Source organism: Agrobacterium sp. A3-95, from assembly GCF_053521785.1.
The window spans coordinates 466,496-483,003 of sequence record NZ_JBNWDR010000002.1; the positions used below are offsets into that span (position 1 = coordinate 466,496).

At 58.4% G+C, this 16,508-nt stretch carries 14 protein-coding genes; 5 read left to right on the plus strand and 9 right to left on the minus strand.

The genetic code is table 11. From position 1 onward, the window contains the following. The first annotated feature begins 4 nt into the window (after positions 1 to 4). Positions 5 to 1,030: a sulfate/molybdate ABC transporter ATP-binding protein gene (locus ACQZ5Y_RS07760; protein WP_174060024.1), complete on the plus strand. Its 1,026-nt coding sequence runs from the start codon at positions 5 to 7 to the stop codon at positions 1,028 to 1,030. Positions 1,031 to 1,048: 18 nt separating this feature from the next. Here ACQZ5Y_RS07760 and ACQZ5Y_RS07765 read toward each other — a convergent pair whose 3' ends face one another. Together ACQZ5Y_RS07765 and ACQZ5Y_RS07770 are read right to left on the minus strand one after the other, a co-directional pair. After that, on the minus strand, positions 1,049 to 2,146 hold the full coding sequence (locus tag ACQZ5Y_RS07765; protein ID WP_174060023.1) for a DNA alkylation repair protein: 1,098 nt from the start codon (positions 2,144 to 2,146) through the stop codon (positions 1,049 to 1,051). A gap of 345 nt (positions 2,147 to 2,491) precedes the next feature. Continuing rightward, on the minus strand, positions 2,492 to 3,928 hold the full coding sequence (locus ACQZ5Y_RS07770; protein WP_003511213.1) for an NAD-dependent succinate-semialdehyde dehydrogenase: 1,437 nt from the start codon (positions 3,926 to 3,928) through the stop codon (positions 2,492 to 2,494). A 625-nt stretch (positions 3,929 to 4,553) separates the two neighbouring features. Between ACQZ5Y_RS07770 and ACQZ5Y_RS07775 the strand changes: the two genes are divergently transcribed. From ACQZ5Y_RS07775 to ACQZ5Y_RS07790, 4 genes are all read left to right on the plus strand, one after another. After that, on the plus strand, positions 4,554 to 5,060 hold the full coding sequence (locus ACQZ5Y_RS07775) for a putative pterin-binding protein (RefSeq protein WP_003511212.1): 507 nt from the start codon (positions 4,554 to 4,556) through the stop codon (positions 5,058 to 5,060). 9 nt (positions 5,061 to 5,069) lie between these two features. Next, positions 5,070 to 7,004 (plus strand): putative bifunctional diguanylate cyclase/phosphodiesterase, encoded by a 1,935-nt coding sequence (locus ACQZ5Y_RS07780; protein ID WP_003511211.1) that lies wholly within the window; start codon positions 5,070 to 5,072, stop codon positions 7,002 to 7,004. 164 nt (positions 7,005 to 7,168) lie between these two features. Then, positions 7,169 to 7,864 (plus strand): FkbM family methyltransferase, encoded by a 696-nt coding sequence (locus tag ACQZ5Y_RS07785; protein WP_115062765.1) that lies wholly within the window; start codon positions 7,169 to 7,171, stop codon positions 7,862 to 7,864. Between the two features lie 334 nt (positions 7,865 to 8,198). Continuing rightward, positions 8,199 to 9,035: an alpha/beta fold hydrolase gene (locus tag ACQZ5Y_RS07790; RefSeq protein WP_174060022.1), complete on the plus strand. Its 837-nt coding sequence runs from the start codon at positions 8,199 to 8,201 to the stop codon at positions 9,033 to 9,035. A 55-nt stretch (positions 9,036 to 9,090) separates the two neighbouring features. Here the strand turns inward: ACQZ5Y_RS07790 and ACQZ5Y_RS07795 are convergent, their stop codons facing one another. The 7 genes from ACQZ5Y_RS07795 to ACQZ5Y_RS07825 form a co-directional block, all read right to left on the minus strand. Beyond that, the gene (locus ACQZ5Y_RS07795) at positions 9,091 to 10,473 is read right to left on the minus strand and encodes an FGGY-family carbohydrate kinase (RefSeq protein WP_174060021.1); all 1,383 of its coding nucleotides are present in this window, start codon (positions 10,471 to 10,473) and stop codon (positions 9,091 to 9,093) included. Continuing rightward, on the minus strand, positions 10,470 to 10,793 hold the full coding sequence (rhaM, locus tag ACQZ5Y_RS07800; protein WP_003511206.1) for an L-rhamnose mutarotase: 324 nt from the start codon (positions 10,791 to 10,793) through the stop codon (positions 10,470 to 10,472). Before rhaM ends, ACQZ5Y_RS07795 begins: the two co-directional genes overlap by 4 nt. 3 nt (positions 10,794 to 10,796) lie before the next feature. Then, positions 10,797 to 11,807 carry an ABC transporter permease gene (locus ACQZ5Y_RS07805; protein ID WP_003511205.1) on the minus strand — a complete coding sequence of 337 codons (1,011 nt, stop codon included), beginning with the start codon at positions 11,805 to 11,807 and terminating at the stop codon, positions 10,797 to 10,799. Further along, the gene (locus tag ACQZ5Y_RS07810; protein ID WP_019564797.1) at positions 11,804 to 12,805 is read right to left on the minus strand and encodes an ABC transporter permease; all 1,002 of its coding nucleotides are present in this window, start codon (positions 12,803 to 12,805) and stop codon (positions 11,804 to 11,806) included. Before ACQZ5Y_RS07810 ends, ACQZ5Y_RS07805 begins: the two co-directional genes overlap by 4 nt. 13 nt (positions 12,806 to 12,818) lie before the next feature. Beyond that, positions 12,819 to 14,354 (minus strand): sugar ABC transporter ATP-binding protein, encoded by a 1,536-nt coding sequence (locus ACQZ5Y_RS07815; protein ID WP_174050612.1) that lies wholly within the window; start codon positions 14,352 to 14,354, stop codon positions 12,819 to 12,821. 208 nt (positions 14,355 to 14,562) lie between these two features. After that, on the minus strand, positions 14,563 to 15,573 hold the full coding sequence (gene rhaS, locus ACQZ5Y_RS07820; RefSeq protein ID WP_003511200.1) for a rhamnose ABC transporter substrate-binding protein: 1,011 nt from the start codon (positions 15,571 to 15,573) through the stop codon (positions 14,563 to 14,565). Positions 15,574 to 15,621: 48 nt separating this feature from the next. After that, complete coding sequence (locus ACQZ5Y_RS07825) at positions 15,622 to 16,452, minus strand: DeoR/GlpR family DNA-binding transcription regulator (RefSeq protein ID WP_003511198.1); 831 nt, start codon at positions 16,450 to 16,452, stop codon at positions 15,622 to 15,624. Between the last annotated feature and the right edge of the window lie 56 nt (positions 16,453 to 16,508).

A 16,508-nucleotide genomic window follows, 5' to 3' on the forward strand; every position in this document is an offset into this window, starting at 1 on the left:
TCCCATGAAAATCCGCCTCGAAAATGTGGTGAAGACCTTCGATACATTCCGCGCGGTGCGCGATGTCTCGCTCGATATTGAAAGTGGCGAGCTTCTGGCGCTGCTCGGCCCCTCGGGTTCAGGCAAAACCACGATTTTGCGCATGGTCGCGGGTCTCGAATATAGCGATGGCGGCCGCATCTTTTTTGGAGACGAGGACGCCACCAATATTCCGGTGCGCGATCGCGGCGTCGGTTTCGTGTTCCAGCACTACGCACTTTTTCCGCATATGACGCTGCATGAAAACATCGCGTTCGGCATGAAGGTGTCGAAGGTGAAGCGCGACAAAGCCGCGATCGATGCGCGGGTCAGGGAACTGTTGAACCTGGTCAAGCTTGACGGTCTGGGCGCCCGGTTCCCGGCGCAGATTTCCGGTGGGCAGCGGCAGCGTGTGGCGCTGGCCCGTGCGCTTTCGGTCGATCCCAAAGTGCTTCTACTGGATGAGCCCTTCGGCGCGCTGGATGCCAATGTGCGCCGCGACCTGCGCCGCTGGCTGCGTGAAATTCACGGCGCGCTGGGCATTACCACGATTTTCGTGACACATGATCAGGAAGAGGCACTTGATCTCGCTGATCGCGTCGTCATCCTCAATCAGGGCGAGATCGTGCAGCAGGGCACGCCGAAGGAAGTCTGCCGCCAGCCGAACAGCGCCTTCGTCATGCGCTTTCTCGGCGATGCCAACCGTGTGTCCGGCGTGGCGCGCGGCGGCAAGGTCTATGTCGGTGACAACGAACTACCTTTCTCCTACGGTCAGGCGGATGGCGCCGTCGAGATTTATGCCCGTCCGTCCGACCTGGAATGGGAAGATCTGCACGAGGGCATTCCAGCCTCGGTTTCGCGGGTTCTCGACCGGGCAGGCGAGCGGCGGGTGATCGCCAGCACAGATGGCGGCGATCTCCTGGAATTCGACGTGCCGCCGGAAAATGATGTCGCGGCAGGCGATCGCGGTTCCGTCATCATCCGCCGTGCGAAGATTTTCCCGGCGGCTTGAGGGACGCTCTCGCCAGCCTCATATCAGCAGTTCGAAAGAGGCCTCGGCCGCCAGCCTGCCATTGACCATCAGGTCAACCTTGTGAACACCCGCATAGTGCTTGCGGGTGGTGAAATCGCGCATGGCGCGGCTTATCGAGAGCGCGCATGTTTCGCCCGGCTGCAACTCGATTTCTTTCCACTTGAAGACTTTCGCGGAGGCGTCACCGCTCTTTTTCACGTAATGCACGGCATAATCGATCACCAGCTTCTGCGGGCTTTCTGCCGTCGAGGTGAAAGAAGCTGAAATCCGCACCGGATTACCGAGAGCGACCTTTTCAGGAGAAACCTGAAACGCCGAAAGTGCGATCTGAGCCTCCTTATGGGCGCCCAAATGGGCGAGTGCGGCAGCGTCGCCTTTCTTGACCAGAGTGCGCAAGGCCTGCCGCACGATCCAGCGTGTATGCGGGTTTTCCTTCGGCCATGTGTCGATGAGCGCCAGCACGAAAGCGGGATTGTCCTTGGTGATGTCGTTCAGATGATTGGCGACGGATTTGCGCACGTAAAGCGCCTCGTCAGCTTTCATGGCATCAAGGATCGCGGTGACCGGTGAGGGATCATCGATCAGGGCTTTGAGCTGGAACGACCAAGGCAGGCGCGGCCGGCAGCCTTCGCTCGCTAGCCTTCGCACATGCTCGTTGTCATGTCGCGACCATGTTTCCATCACGGCAAGTGTTCGGGCCAGATCCCTTTGCAGGAAATGGCGGATGGCAAATTCCGAGGAGCCGAAACGGGTGAAATATTGCAGCGCCTGCATGGAAAGATCGAAATCGTCGAGACCGTAAAGCGCCACATATTCTGGCAGCGAAATGGATGCGAAACCGTTGCCTATCCCGGGTGCTGCGGCTGTCAGAATTTCGATGTTGAGGGCATAGTCGCCGGGAAGCGTGGCGTGCAGGCTGGTCGCCACCTGCCGCATGCGCTGCATGATGCCCAGCGCTTCGAGATTTGTCGTGGCAAGCGCCATGAAGGAGGGAACATCGAAAGGCGCATGAACGGCTTTGGTCTGATCGGCGATGTGTCGCAGTTTTTCGTGGTTGAAGATTTCCTTCAACGCGGGTGCCGCTGTCTCGCTCATAGGGCCTCTTAAAGTTCACTTTTTGTTCTTTTACGGCATGATGAGGACGGAGGCAAGGGAGGTGGTACTACCGAAGAAAAGACATAGCAGATCTTGATTCTTCACAGATTGACGAAGGCCTTTCACTCCGTCATTCCGGGCTTAATCCGGCATCCGGCATCCGGCATCCGGCATCCGGCATCCGGCCACTGGGCGCCTGCGCGGTGAGTAGTCTTTTGCGGTCAATGACTTGATCGCGCTGGACCCCGGATCTAGTCCGGGGTGACGACGCGTGGAGATTCCGAGTTCGCCAAATTCAGGTTCAGGGCGGATATTGTCATCCGCCCTGAGCTTGCATCCAAAGCTTCAGCTCATCTGGCTGACGAATTTCGTCTCCAGATAGGCCTGAACCGCCTCCGAACCGCCTTCCGTGCCATAACCGGAATCCTTGACGCCGCCGAAGGGGACTTCGGGAAGCGCAAGGCCGTTGTGGTTGATGGTCAGCATGCCCGCCTCGACCTGGTGGCCGAGCGCATGCGCTGTCTTGACCGAGCTGGTAAAGGCGTAGGATGCAAGGCCGAAAGGCAGGCGGTTCGCTTCGTTGATGGCATCATCGAATGTCGAGAAGCGGTTGATGATGGCGACGGGACCGAAGGGCTCGTCGTTCATGATCTTTGCTGTCACTGGCACGTTGGCGAGCACCGTGGGCTCGAAGAAGTTGCCCTTGTTGCCGATGCGGCGGCCACCGGTCTTCAGTTCCGCGCCATGGGAAACGGCGTCGTTGATCAGGCCTTCCAGCGCTGGGATGCGGCGCTCATTGGCGAGCGGCCCCATGACGACACCTTCTTCCAGGCCGTTGCCGACCTTGATCGCCTTCGTGGCTTCCACGAAACCTTCAAGGAAGCGATCCGCCACACCGTCCTGCACGAGGAAGCGGGTGGGAGCGACGCAGACCTGACCGGCATTGCGGAACTTGGCAAGCGAGGTCACCTCGATCGCTTTTTCGATATCGGCATCGTCAAAGATCATCACTGGCGCATGACCGCCGAGTTCCATCGTGGCGCGCTTCATGTGCTTGCCGGCAAGCGCTGCCAGATGTTTGCCGATCGGCGTGGAGCCGGTGAAGGAAATCTTGCGGATGACCGGATGCGGGATCAGATATTCCGAAATCTCGGATGGCACGCCGTAAACGAGACCGATGACACCCGCCGGCACGCCCGCATCCACAAACGCTCGGATCAGTTCCGCCGGCGATGCCGGTGTTTCTTCCGGGGCCTTGACGATGATGGAGCAGCCCGTGGCAAGGGCAGCCGAAAGCTTGCGGACGATCTGGTTGATCGGGAAGTTCCATGGCGTAAACGCCGCGACGGGACCAACCGGCAGCTTGATGGCAAGCTGGGAAACGCCGGTTGCGCGCGCCGGGATGACCTGGCCGTAGGTGCGACGTGCTTCTTCGGCGAACCAGTCGATCGTATCGGCGGCGCCCATGATTTCGGTTGCCGATTGCGACAGCGGCTTGCCCTGCTCGCGGGTCATTATATAGGCGATCTTGTCCTTGCGCTCGCGCAGGATATCGGCTGCCCTGCGCATGATCTTGGAACGCTCGAAGGGCGAGGTGTCGCGCCAGACCTTGAAGCCACGCTCGGCGGCGGCAAGTGCCAGATCGAGGTCCGCCTTTTCGGCATGAGCGATCGCGCCGATGATTTCGTCGGTCGCAGGGTCGGATACGGCGATCGTCTTGCCGGAAACGGCGTCTCGCCATTCGCCATCAATGAGAAGTTTGATGTCGGGATAGGTGTGCATAGGGACTACCTTCATGATGCGGCCGATACGGCAGGGTGCCGTCCAGCCCGGAGACGTGAACAGAATTTTCCTGACCGGAATATATCCGGTATCTCCGCTTGCGCTGCGCGGAACGGGCGTCTGGGCATTTCCGGCAAGAGGAAGCTGAAAATGCCGGAAACGGAAATGACAGCTCTTATATTAAGTTGCGTACGGTATGTTTCAACCGTTCGCTCTGGCAATCGCCATGATTTTTCTGTGATGCGAAACTTGTCTCTCGGCTTTCCTGCCTGACAGGCAGGCGGATGCCGAACGCGCATTGGTCTTGTCCGATACGCGCGAATCATGTGTTGCTGTTGTTAAGCAATCACGCATATGCCGCAATTTGGCCTTTGTCGCACCAGACGGATTGATACGAAGACGTAACTTGTAGTGTTGCTTGCGTCATAACAGGGCGTGAAGTGTAAAAAAGTACAATAAGACGGAAAAATTATCCAAACGGTTTACTCAAAACCTAGAGAAAATACGGATAAAATCTCACTAAGGATATAACATTCATTCCTGATATATATTGCGAGCGTCGGTTCCCTTGACCCTCAGAGGTTGGCGAAAACCCCTCGACCTGAACGCTAGATGGAGAAAGAGTATGAGTTTCGCCCGGGTACTTCTCAGTGCGTTTCTGTCGCTCATGTGGCTTTCCTGTGCCGAGGCCGGGACGATCGCCAAGCCGCAAGGCAAGCCGATATTGACCATCTCCGGAAACATCACCAACACCAATGCCGATGGCGCTGCGGTATTCGATCGCGACATGCTGGAGGGATTGGGCATGGTGACGGTGGAGACCACGACGCCTTGGCACGATGGCCGCGTTCGTTTTGACGGCGTGTCACTGGCAAAGTTGATGGATCTCGTCGGTGCAAAAGGCACCAGCGTAACGGCAGTTGCACTCAACGATTATGTGAGCACCATACCGGTTGAGGATTTTAAGAAATTTAACGTTATCCTCGCGATCAAGCTGGATGGCAACTACATGACAGTTCGCGAAAAGGGTCCGCTGTTTGTCATCTATCCCTATGATAGCGACCCGGAATTGCAGAAGCAGACCTATTATTCGCGGTCCGCATGGCAAGTTGCCAAATTGATAGTGGAATAAAGGTGCCGTTTGCGAAAACTTGTGGCGGTGATCATCTGTTGCTTCGTCCTGGCAACGGGCTATATCGCTTTCGTCATTGCCGAGCGTCAGACCGCTCTGCAGAAATTTGCCCGCTATAACGATTCGTGGGCGGTCAGTCAGACCGTGGCGGAGTATCTCCGCCTTCAGAACAAATTGGCCGTTTTTGCGCTCAGTCCCGGTGTCATAGACCGGGACGAATTGCAGCTGCGCATGGACATCATGCTAAGCCGCCTGGAGCTCTTGAAGCAGGGTAACCTCGGCGCTTTCATCAATGAAAAACAGCAATGGCGGGATCTTGTAACCCGCCTTGACGCGGTTCTGGCCCGCCTGGAACAGCAGATGAACACCCTGGAGCCAAGGGATGTTCCGGATCTGCTCTCCGAGATGAGCTCGCTCGATGCGCCGATGACGACGCTGGCTTCGTCGTCGGTCGCCTATGACGTCAATCTGATCGATACGGCCCATGAGGACGTGCGCAAGCTGCATATCGTCTACACCGCGCTTGCGGGCGGATTGATCCTGTGCGGCATCGCGCTGGTGATATTGCTGCTTCGTCAGAACGATCTGTTGAACCGCGCGCAGAAAAGCATGCGCGGGCTGACGGACGACCTGCGCGCCGCCACGCTTGAATTGCAGGCCAAGAATGTCCGGCTTGAGCATGATGCCTATCATGATGCGCTGACGGGCCTTCCGAACCGCTCGCTGTTCCGGCAGGAACTTATCGAGCGGTTGCGCCGCTCTTTCGGCGGTAATGGAACGACGGCCATTCTTCTGCTTGATCTCGATGGGTTCAAGGACGTCAACGACACGCTTGGCCACGATTCGGGCGACGCCTTGCTTCAGGCCGTGGCACAGCGCCTTTCGGGGATCGGCGGTGACTACGACATGGTTTGCCGCCTTGGCGGCGATGAATTCGCTGTCGTGTCCGATGATCTCAATGAGGACACGGCGCGCCGTCTCGCCTCCAAGCTTATCGAGCAGATCAGCCGGACCTACCAGCTCGGCGAGCAGGAGGTGAAAATCGGCACCTGCATCGGCATCGCCATATCGCATGGTACCGTCGATGCGGATGAATTGTTCAAGCGCGCGGATCTGGCGCTTTATGAAGCCAAGGCCATCGGCCCTGGCCGGGCGAGTGTTTTCAAGGTCCGCATGCAAAAGCAGCTGACCGAAAAGAAATCCTTCGAGGCCGATCTGCAGACGGCGCTGCAGAACGACGAGATGGAGGTCTATTACCAGCCGCAGGTGGCGACGCAGACCCGCAAGCTTTGTGGCTTCGAGGCACTTTTGCGCTGGAAACATCCAGTGCGCGGCGATGTTCCGCCCAGCGTGTTCATTCCCGTTGCGGAACGAACCGGCCTTATCCATTCGCTCGGAAAATGGGTGATGGAGACTGCCTGCCGCGAGGCGATGCGATGGGATGAGGACATGAAGGTGGCGGTCAATCTCTCGCCGGTTCAGTTCCACAGTACCAACCTCATTCAGAACGTGATGGGTGCCCTTGATAAAAGCGGGCTGGAGCCGAGCCGGCTCGAGCTTGAGATCACCGAATCGATCCTGCTGAACAAGAGCGACCAGACGATCAACACGCTAACGCGGCTAAAGGCCGTCGGCATCCAGATCGCCATGGACGATTTCGGCACCGGTTACTCCTCGCTTGCGAATTTGCGCGGCGTGCCGTTCGACAAGATCAAGATCGACCGGTCATTCCTGCGCGATATCACCAGCGACCGCGACGCGCTGGCGATCGTCGAATTCGTGGTCGGCGTCGGGCGCAGCCTTCGAATGACCACCATCGCCGAAGGCATCGAGACGGAGGAGCAATATGAGCTGGTCAAACGTCTGGGATGCGATCTGGTACAGGGCTATCTGATCAGCCGGCCGTTGCCGGCCAAGGAGCTGGTGGCCTGGAGTTCCGTTTGAACGGGTTTGCTTTCGAACAGGGCAAGCCATGTTAAATTTCAGTGGGATACATCGTTGACGGCGAAAACCAATACCGGTTGTCGCACCGATACTGTAGAGCATTCGCGGTCTATGCGGGATCGTTCTGTTGACGAGACCGGGTTTTGAGAAAGGGCTTGGGAAATATGGAAATTCTGGATGTGCATGGAGTAGCCCTGCCTCTTTCTTCCGATGAGGTATCGCCCGTCATATGGCAGGCGCTGACCGACGGCAGCTATGAGGCGAAAGAGGCCCGCAGCGTCCTGAAAGCCATCAAGCCCGGCGACCGCGTATTGGAACTGGGGTCAGGCATCGGCATCATAACCTCGATCATTGCCGGTATTAAGGATGTTTCCGTTTGGGCATTCGAGGCCAATCCGTCCACAGCGGCACTGGCGGAACGGGTGATCAAGGCAAATTGCCGTGGCAATGTCGTGTTTTCCCAAGGACTTCTCACGGCCGACGAGCCGCGTACCTATCCCTTCTATGTCCGCAAGGATCTCTGGATGTCGTCCATGGACGAAAATCAGGGTCCTTATGAAAGGCGCATCGAAATCTCGTCCGAGAATATCGACGCGTTTGTCGCCAGCCGGGGCATCACGGCGCTCGTGATGGATATCGAGGGCGCGGAACGCGATCTGCTCGGCAATGCCGAGCTTGCTGGCGTGGAGCGGATATTCGTCGAGCTGCACGATCACCTTTATGGCCTCGAAGGTGTTCGCGACATCATGCAGGCACTGACCGCCAAGGGATACGCCTATGATCCACGCGGTTCACGCGGCCCTTGCGTGTTGTTTTCCAAGGACGACAGCCCGAGGGAATACGATCCCGACGTGGATTGAGAGTTCGAACAACTTAGCGAGTTTCGTTTCCGGCGGTGTGCAGTCGCGCCCGCGCCCGTGCGCCGTTGATCACAATTTAAAACGCAACTTACCCGGTTGGTTATTTCAATCCGTTTGCGTCTTCTGTCGCAACTTTTCGGTCGTGGTGCCGTTAGCGCCGGTACCGGGGCGTAAGACAGCGGGCGGCACGGCTATTATTGCCAGATCAGCAATTCATTCAGAATTATTGTTGCAATTGTTGCGGATGTTTTCCTGCGTCATCATCCCTCCATCAAACCGGCGCACAACATAGATCGCACCGGAAGATGCCAACGCAACCGAAGGAGAAACGATCATGGGCTTTGTTAAGACGACAGATGGAACAGACATCTTCTACAAGGACTGGGGCCCGAAGGATGCTCAGCCCATCGTGTTTCACCACGGCTGGCCACTCAGCTCCGACGACTGGGATGGACAGATGCTGTTTTTCCTCTCGAAAGGATATCGTGTCGTCGCCCATGATCGCCGTGGTCACGGCCGCTCCGCGCAGATTTCCGAAGGTCACGATATGGACCATTATGCCGCAGACGCCTTTGCCGTTGCAGAAGCGCTGGACCTGAAAAATGCCGTGCATATCGGCCATTCCACCGGCGGTGGCGAAGTGGCGCGTTATGTTGCCAGACACGGTGAACCCGCAGGCCGCGTCGCGAAGGCCGTTCTGGTTTCCGCCGTGCCGCCGCTGATGCTCAAGACCGAGGCCAACCCCGAGGGCCTGCCGATGGAGGTTTTTGACGGCTTCCGTTCAGCACTTGCCGCAAACCGCGCGCAGTTCTTCCGCGATGTGCCCTCCGGCCCGTTCTACGGCTTCAACCGCGATGGAGCGACCGTTCAGGAAGGCGTGATCCAGAACTGGTGGCGGCAGGGTATGATGGGCAGTGCCAAGGCGCATTACGATGGCATCAAGGCATTCTCGGAAACCGACCAGACCGAAGACCTGAAGGCCATCAGCGTGCCCACACTCGTGCTGCACGGTGAAGATGACCAGATCGTGCCGATTGCGGACTCTGCGCTGAAATCGGTGAAGCTCCTGAAAAACGGTACGCTGAAGACCTATCCCGGCTTCTCGCACGGCATGCTGACCATCAATGCAGACGTGCTCAACGCCGATCTCTTGGCCTTCATCAAGGCTTGATCCTTTTGCAAAACGGAATGCGGCTGGATACCCGGCCGCATTTTGTCGTCTTGCGTCAAGCCAGACGGGCCTGCCATTCGCTGCGATAGGCGGGAAGCCCTGCAATGGCATCGGGAGCGAAATGACGCTCGCGGCCGGCAAGTGGTTTAATACCGGTGAGGAGTGCTGCCCCGGCACTGGTGCCCGTGGAACCGCTGACGGCGATGACCTCAGTTTCGGCTAAACCTGCCAGCGCCTTGAGATAAAGCGCATTGCTGGCGAATGGCCCTTCGACCAGTATCGGGCCTTTCCGCCCGATGAGCGATAGGCTGAACTCCGTCATCAGGGCGAGATAAAGCGCCGCTGCCGCGTGCCGTTCCGCAACCGTGGCATTGTCGTCGGCAATCCAGCGCGCTGTTTTGCCGGGGAAGGGGCCGGAACCGCTGACGACGCTGGGCAACAGCATCATGCCTCTGGTGAGCACGCTGCCGAGAGCGGCTTCGGTTTCTTCGCCCGGAGCAGGCCCGAATTGGTGCGTCAGCATTTCATATTCCCTGCCGCCCATGAAGCGGGAGGAGGGAACGGGACGCCCGAGGGCATCGACATTCAAAAGCGTATCACGGGCGGGATCCAGCGCCTCCGCCGTACCGCCGATGGCGAAATTCACCACCCAGGTGCCGGTGGAGACGACCGAAAAATCACCCTGCCGCCGCAGCAGATGCGGGAGGAGCGAGGCGTTGGAATCATGGATGCCGCAATAGACCGATATATCCGCCGAAAGCCCGGTTTCCAGCGCCACCGATTCGCGGACTGGCCCGAGTACATCGAAGGCGGAGCGCACCGGCGCCATCAATTGCGCAATGCCCAAGCGCTCGACCAGCGATGAAAACGCCTTCAGCCGCGGATTCCACAAATCCGTATGGCAACCGAGCGAGGTCGTCTCGGTGGCCTGAACGCCGGTCAGCCGCCCCGCCCAATATTGCGCGTAGGTGACGATGCTGCGTACCCCAGCGAATTCCTGCGGAAAGGCGGTTTTCTGGAAATGGATTTGTGCGCCAAGGTTCAATCCGGCTGGAAGCGAGGGCGAGCCGGTTTCAGCAAAATCTGGCCTGATGCGGAGATAGGCGTCCGTAACGCTTGCGGGGTAGCTGTGCTCGTAATCCAGCACAGGCATGGCAAGATCGCCGTTTTCGTCAAGAAGTGCGGCAGACGCGCCATGGGTCGTGATGGAAATCGCATCGAAACCCGGCTCTTCCGCGAACCGCCGCAGAGAGGTGAGAATGAAGCTCCAGAGCATCTCCACATCGTAATGCGGATAAATGCCGTCACGAAGGACAGGGTTGGAACGTCTGTCACCGGTTATCTCTTCGCCGCTTCGGGTGTCGATGACAACGACCTTGGCATTGGTCTTGCCTATATCGATGACCGCGACGCGGCGTGGCTTTGTCATGTCATTCATGGCAGGTGGAACACTGTCACAAGGTCAGTCGCGACAGGCGAGTTATCGGGATTGCTTTCCATGATGTCAGCCATATGCGCCCACCATTTCTTCATCACGGGATGCTCGGGCAATGCTGCCATGCCGTGGTTCTTCGGGCGGGTCAGCACGCCGAACAGGATGTCGGTTTCCGGGTCGAGGTGGATTGAATAGTCGCTCACACCCGCTTCGTGCAGTAGAGCAACCAGTTCCGGCCATATCTCGTCATGGCGCCGTCTATATTCGGCTTGCTTGCCGGCGAAGAGTTTCATCTTGAAAGCGTGTTTTTCTAATTCCGGCATGGCTTAGCCTCTGATGGCGCGAAGGCGGCGCACAACGATGGGTATGGCGATGGTGATGATCAAAAGCAGGCCGACGAAGATCGACATGACGATGCCAGGCACGTTCAGAAGACCGAGGCCGAAGGTGACGAGGCCCATGACGAAGGCAGCGATGACGACACCTGCAATGGTGCCGGAGCCGCCGAGAATGGACACGCCGCCGAGTACCACCATGGTCACGACTTCAAGCTCCCAGCCTTGAGCAATCGAGGGGCGGGTGGAACCGAGCCGCGAGGTGAGGCAGACGGCGGCGATGCCGCTCATCAGGCCGGTCAAAAGGAAGAGGATGAATTTCACCCGCTCGACGGGGATACCGGAAAAACGGGCGGCAAACGGATTGTTGCCGATCACGTAGACCTGCCGGCCGAAATTGGTGGCGTGCAGCAGAATGGCGAAGATGACGGCCATGGCGAGGAACAGCACGAATTCGAAGGAGATGACCGAGTATACGTAACCCTGACCGAAATAGGCGAAATCCGCCGGATATTTGCCATAGGCCTGGTCACCCAGCACCATATAGGAAATACCGCGAAACAGGCTCATCGTACCGATGGTGACGACGATGGATGGCAGTTTGAGGCCAGCGACGAGAAAGCCGTTGAAAGCCCCGCAGAGTAGCCCGGTTCCGATGCCGATGGCGACGAGCCCCGGCGTGCCGACACCCATCTGCACCGCCGCACCCATTGCGGTGGAGGCGAGAGCGATGATGGCGGCGACTGAGAGATCAATCTCGCCAGCGATGATCAGAAGCGCCATCGCAAAGGCGATGATCGCCTTTTCGGTGAAGTTAAAGGTCGCGTCGGACAGGTTCCATGCATTGAGGAAATAGGGCGAGGCAAACGAATTGGCGATGAAGATGAGGATCGCGACGCCGAGCAGCAGCACTTCCCAGCTTGCCAGAAGACGGCGCAACGGCGTGCCGAGCTTGTCTGGAATGATGCGCGGCTTCTGCGCCGGTTGAGAATTCGTACTCATGCTGCGGCCTCCTTGGCCTGATCGCTTGCCGCCCGGTCGCGCAGGATGATGCGCCCTTTTCGAGCTTCGGCGCGGGCGTTGAAGACGACGGCGAGCACGATAACCACGCCGGAAATCGCCATTTGCGCAAAGGGAGAAATGCCGATGACGGGCAGGGCGTTCTTGATGACGCCGAGAAACAGTGCGCCGAGCACAGCGCCTGCCACCGAGCCAATGCCCCCGGCAATGGAGATGCCGCCAATCACATTTGCCGCCACGCTATCGAGTTCGAAACCGGCGGCGATATCCACATAGGCAACGGCATAACGCGACACCCAGAGATAGCTGGCAAGTCCTGCCAGTGCACCCGACAGAACGAAAGCCAGAAAGCGCGTGCGGCCGACATCGATGCCGGCATAGACCGCAGCGCCCGGATTGCCGCCGGAAGCGTAGGCGGAGCGGCCGAAAGAAGTCCGGCTGAGCACGAGCCAGGCGCCGGCGATGATGAGGATGGCGACCCAAGATAAAACCGGCATGCCGAGGATCATGGTGCGCGGCACGTTGAGGAAGGTCGGCGAAAGCTGGTGCGCATTCACCCAGCCGCCGCCCGACAGCACGAAGGCCATGCCGCGATAGATGGTGAGCGTGCCGAGCGTGACGACGATGGGCGGAATGCCGAGCCACCAGACGAGAATGCCGTTGATCGATCCCAGAAACGCGCCGATGCCGACCGCCATGGCGATGAGAAGCGGCAGTGGAATTCCCGGGAAGGCGGCATTGGTCATCGCCACTGCCATGCCGGTGAAGGCGAGGTTGGCGGCAACCGAAAGATCGATGGATTTGGTGAGAATGACCGCCATCTGGCCAAGCGCCAGGATGATGAGGATGGAGGTATCGTTGAAGATATTGACGAGATTGGCCGGCTTGCCGAAACCGGGCGCGCGCAGCGCAAAGCCTGCGATCATGATGACGATGATGCCCGCCAGCAGCCATTCGCGATTTTTGAGAAAACGTTGCATGGTTTTGCCCCTCTCAGGCGTTGCCGGTGGCGGCGCGCACCAGCTTTTCCGGAGAAAAATCGGCGCGTTCGAACAAACCTGCCATCAGGCCTTCGCGCATGACGATGGCGCGGTCGGACATGCCGAGAATTTCGGGAAGTTCAGATGAAATTATGATGATGGAGAGACCTTCGGCCGCCAGCTCGCTGATGAAGCCGTGCACGGCGGCCTTGGAGCCGATATCGATGCCCTTGGTGGGTTCATCGAGAATAATGACTTTCGGCTGCGTGGCGAGCCATTTGCCGATCACCACCTTCTGCTGGTTGCCGCCGGAAAGCGTGCCGACGGGCACGGACAGGGCGGCGGCGCGCAGGTCGAGGCGTGAGGCATATTTGCGCGCCAGAGCAAATTCGTTTGCGGCGGCGAGAAAGCCCTTGCGAGAGGTGCGGGCAAGAGAGGGCAGCGACATGTTCTGGTAGATCGGCATGTCCAGCGCCAGCCCATGCCGTCCACGCTCTTCCGGCACATAAACGATACCGGCGCGGATCGCATCCTCCGGCGAACGGATGACGAGCGGTTCGCCGTTGAGGGTAATCTGTCCTGAGGCTGGGCGCGTGATGCCGAAAAGCGACTGGCACAGTTCCGACCGCCCGGCGCCGATCAGCCCATAAAGGCCAAGAATTTCGCCTTTGCGCAGATCGAGAGAAATATCGCGAAATTCCGTCTGGTGTGAATAATTTTGGACCGAAAGAACCGTCGGGCCGAGTGTGACCGCCTGTTTCGGAAAGGCGTTCGTGACGTCGCGGCCAACCATCAGGCGCACGATCTCGTCCTGCGGGGTGGCGGCGAGATTACCCGCGCCGACCATCTTTCCGTCCCGGAATACGGCATAATTTTCAGCGATTTCATATACTTCATCGAACTTGTGGCTGATGAACAGGATGGCCTTGCCCTGCCGCTTCAGGTTTTCAACGATGCGGAAGAGATCATCGATTTCCTTGCGGGAAAGGGCGGCTGTCGGTTCGTCCATGATGACGATACGTGCCTCGACGGAAAGCGCTCTGGCGATTGCCACGAGGTGGCGCTGCGCGATGGAAAGGTCCTTCAGCCTAATGGACGGATCGATGGTGCTTTCGAGCTGTTCAAGCAGGACCCCGGCGCGCGTATTGATGGTCTTCCAGTCAATGAGGCCGAAACGGCCTTTGGGCGCATGACCGAGGAAGATGTTTTCGCCCACGGAAAGCTCGTCGAACAGCACGGTTTCCTGATGAATGGCGGTCACGCCGGCATCGATGGCATCCTGTGCGCCGTGAAAGGTGACAGGCCGGCCATCGAGAAGGATTTCCCCTTCATTCGGGCGGTAGATTCCGGTGAGAATTTTGACGAGCGTGGATTTTCCAGCACCGTTCTCGCCGATCAGCGCCGTGACCTTGCCGGGATAAAGCGCGATATCGACGCCATCCAGCGCCTTCACGCCGGGGAATATCTGGCTGATGCCGCGCATTTCCAGAATGGGCGTCGCGCTGGAAGTCTCGGTAACGTCTAAGATTTTGGTTTCAGCACGCATCATTCCGTCTTACCGGTTGGTTTTGAGTGTAGCGGCGAGAGGCACCCCCCCTCTGCCCTGCCGGGCATCTCCCCCACAAGGGGGAGATCGGCAAGCGGATACACCCTGCCTATGGAACGAGCGGGTGCGGCATATCGATCTCCCCCCTTGAGGGGGAGATGTCCGGCAGGACAAAGGGGGTTAGCCTCCGCACTGCCGGAAATTATTCAGATCAGAAAATCTTCGAGAACTGATCGATGTTCTTGGCGTCATAAATGAAGGGATCGGCCATGGCCGCTTCGCTATTTTCGCCGACCTTGATCTTGCCCATGCGGCCGGCTTCGATTTCCGAGCCCGGCTTGCCGTCTGCTTCACCCTTCACAAGGCGGTAGGCAATCTGGGTGGCGGAATAACCGAGGTCGATTGGGTTCCAGATGGCGAATTCCTTGGTTGCGCCTGATTTGATGGCGCCAGCCATCTCCGAGGGCAGGCCAAGGCCCGTCACAAAGACCTTGCCGATCTTGCCCGCATCCTTCACGGCCTGAGAGGCCGCAAGAACGCCAACCGTCGTCGGTGCGACGATGACCTTTACATCAGGATGGGAGGAAAGCAGGCCCTGTGCTTCGCGGTAGCTCTTGTCGGCAAGGTCGTCACCATAAACGGTGGTAACGAGGTTGAGGCCGGGGAAGTCCTTCAACTGCTTCTTCATCTCATCGATCCAGATATTCTGGTTCGTGGAGGTGGTGGTGGCAGAAAGGATGGCGAAATCGCCCTTGCCGCCTTCCAGGTGCGATGCGGCAAGCTGCAGGCACATCTTGCCGATCAGCGCGTTGGACGAGGGGTTGAGCTGCAGAATGCGGCCTTCAGGTGCCACGCCGGAATCCCAGGAGATGACCTTGATGCCGCGCTGCGCCGCCTTTTTCAGCGCCGGAACTACGGCGTCCGGGTCATTGGCGGAAATGGCGATGGCATCCACGCCCTGCGCGATCAGCGAATTGATGACCTCGATCTGGCCTTCCGCGGTGGTGCTGGTCGGGCCCGTATAGATGATCTCGACGCCACCGAGGTCTTTTGCAGCCTCCTGCGCGCCCTTGTTGGCGGCTTCGAAAAAGCCGTTGCCAAGTGATTTGACCACCAGCGCGATCTTCACATCGGCTGCTTGGGCAACGCCGCCAAGACCCGCGACGGAGAGCGCCGCGCTAAGTGCCAGGACGCTCGTCAATGTTCTGCGTGTAAGTTTCATGTTCCTTTTCCTCCCGTTTTTGAACCTGTTCCTCTCTTCGGTGCTTCCTCAAGCGACCGAAGAGGAATCCTCCTCATCAGGCGGGTTGGCTATCTTGCCATCCCCCGCTGCGCCGGCGATCAGCAATTCGACGCCGGCATTTTCAACCATCCGCGCCGCCTCATCCGAAATCCCGTCATCGGTGATGATGGTCGAGACGTTTTCGAGTGGGCATAAAATCAGGCTGGATCGTTTTTTGAATTTCGAGGAATCGACCATCACGATCAGCTCTTCCGCCTGCCGCATCAGCTTCTGCTCGCTCTGGATCACCAGCGCGTCCGATTCCATGATGCCGAGTGCGCCGATGCCCTGCGCGCCGAGAAAAATTCGCCTTGCGTAAAAATTGCGGATGGCATCGTTTTCGAAGGGCGACAGGATAAGGCTTTGATCGCGATAGATCGCGCCACCAGGCACGCTGACATTGCATTTGGAATGTTTGACCAGATGCTCCGCAATCGCGAAGGAATTGGTCATCACCTGCAGCCGTCGCGCCGCCATGTAGTGCACCATCTGGAATGTAGTCGTGCCGCCATTTAAGATGATCGCATCACCGTCATTACAGAGATCAACCGCCTTGCGCGCAATTGCGCGTTTCTTGTCGATGTTGACCGATTCGGACACGCGGAACGGTCGCGCGGCCAGATTACCCAACTGCGGTGGATGCACCGCTTCGGCACCGCCACGCACGCGTCGCAACTTTCCCTGAACATGCAGGGACGCGATATCCCGGCGGATCGTTGCTTCCGACGCATCCGTCAGTTCGGCAATATCCTGCACCGTCACGACAGCTTTTTCCTGTGTGGCACTCAAGATGATGCGATGGCGTTCGCGTTCGTGCATGTGGTCCTCCTGATTGTGATTATTCGCAATCTCTTTACGTTGTCAATCAAGAACGA

Excerpts from the sequence above, each read along its gene's own strand:
- ACQZ5Y_RS07760 (WP_174060024.1), top strand. The coding sequence starts at position 5 with ATGAAAATCCGCCTCGAAAATGTGGTGAAGACCTTCGATACATTCCGC.
- ACQZ5Y_RS07765 (WP_174060023.1), bottom strand. The coding sequence starts at position 2,146 with ATGAGCGAGACAGCGGCACCCGCGTTGAAGGAAATCTTCAACCACGAA.
- ACQZ5Y_RS07770 (WP_003511213.1), bottom strand. The coding sequence starts at position 3,928 with ATGCACACCTATCCCGACATCAAACTTCTCATTGATGGCGAATGGCGA.
- ACQZ5Y_RS07775 (WP_003511212.1), top strand. The coding sequence starts at position 4,554 with ATGAGTTTCGCCCGGGTACTTCTCAGTGCGTTTCTGTCGCTCATGTGG.
- ACQZ5Y_RS07785 (WP_115062765.1), top strand. The coding sequence starts at position 7,169 with ATGGAAATTCTGGATGTGCATGGAGTAGCCCTGCCTCTTTCTTCCGAT.
- ACQZ5Y_RS07790 (WP_174060022.1), top strand. The coding sequence starts at position 8,199 with ATGGGCTTTGTTAAGACGACAGATGGAACAGACATCTTCTACAAGGAC.
- ACQZ5Y_RS07795 (WP_174060021.1), bottom strand. The coding sequence starts at position 10,473 with ATGAATGACATGACAAAGCCACGCCGCGTCGCGGTCATCGATATAGGC.
- rhaM (WP_003511206.1), bottom strand. The coding sequence starts at position 10,793 with ATGCCGGAATTAGAAAAACACGCTTTCAAGATGAAACTCTTCGCCGGC.
- ACQZ5Y_RS07805 (WP_003511205.1), bottom strand. The coding sequence starts at position 11,807 with ATGAGTACGAATTCTCAACCGGCGCAGAAGCCGCGCATCATTCCAGAC.
- ACQZ5Y_RS07810 (WP_019564797.1), bottom strand. The coding sequence starts at position 12,805 with ATGCAACGTTTTCTCAAAAATCGCGAATGGCTGCTGGCGGGCATCATC.
- ACQZ5Y_RS07815 (WP_174050612.1), bottom strand. The coding sequence starts at position 14,354 with ATGATGCGTGCTGAAACCAAAATCTTAGACGTTACCGAGACTTCCAGC.
- rhaS (WP_003511200.1), bottom strand. The coding sequence starts at position 15,573 with ATGAAACTTACACGCAGAACATTGACGAGCGTCCTGGCACTTAGCGCG.
- ACQZ5Y_RS07825 (WP_003511198.1), bottom strand. The coding sequence starts at position 16,452 with ATGCACGAACGCGAACGCCATCGCATCATCTTGAGTGCCACACAGGAA.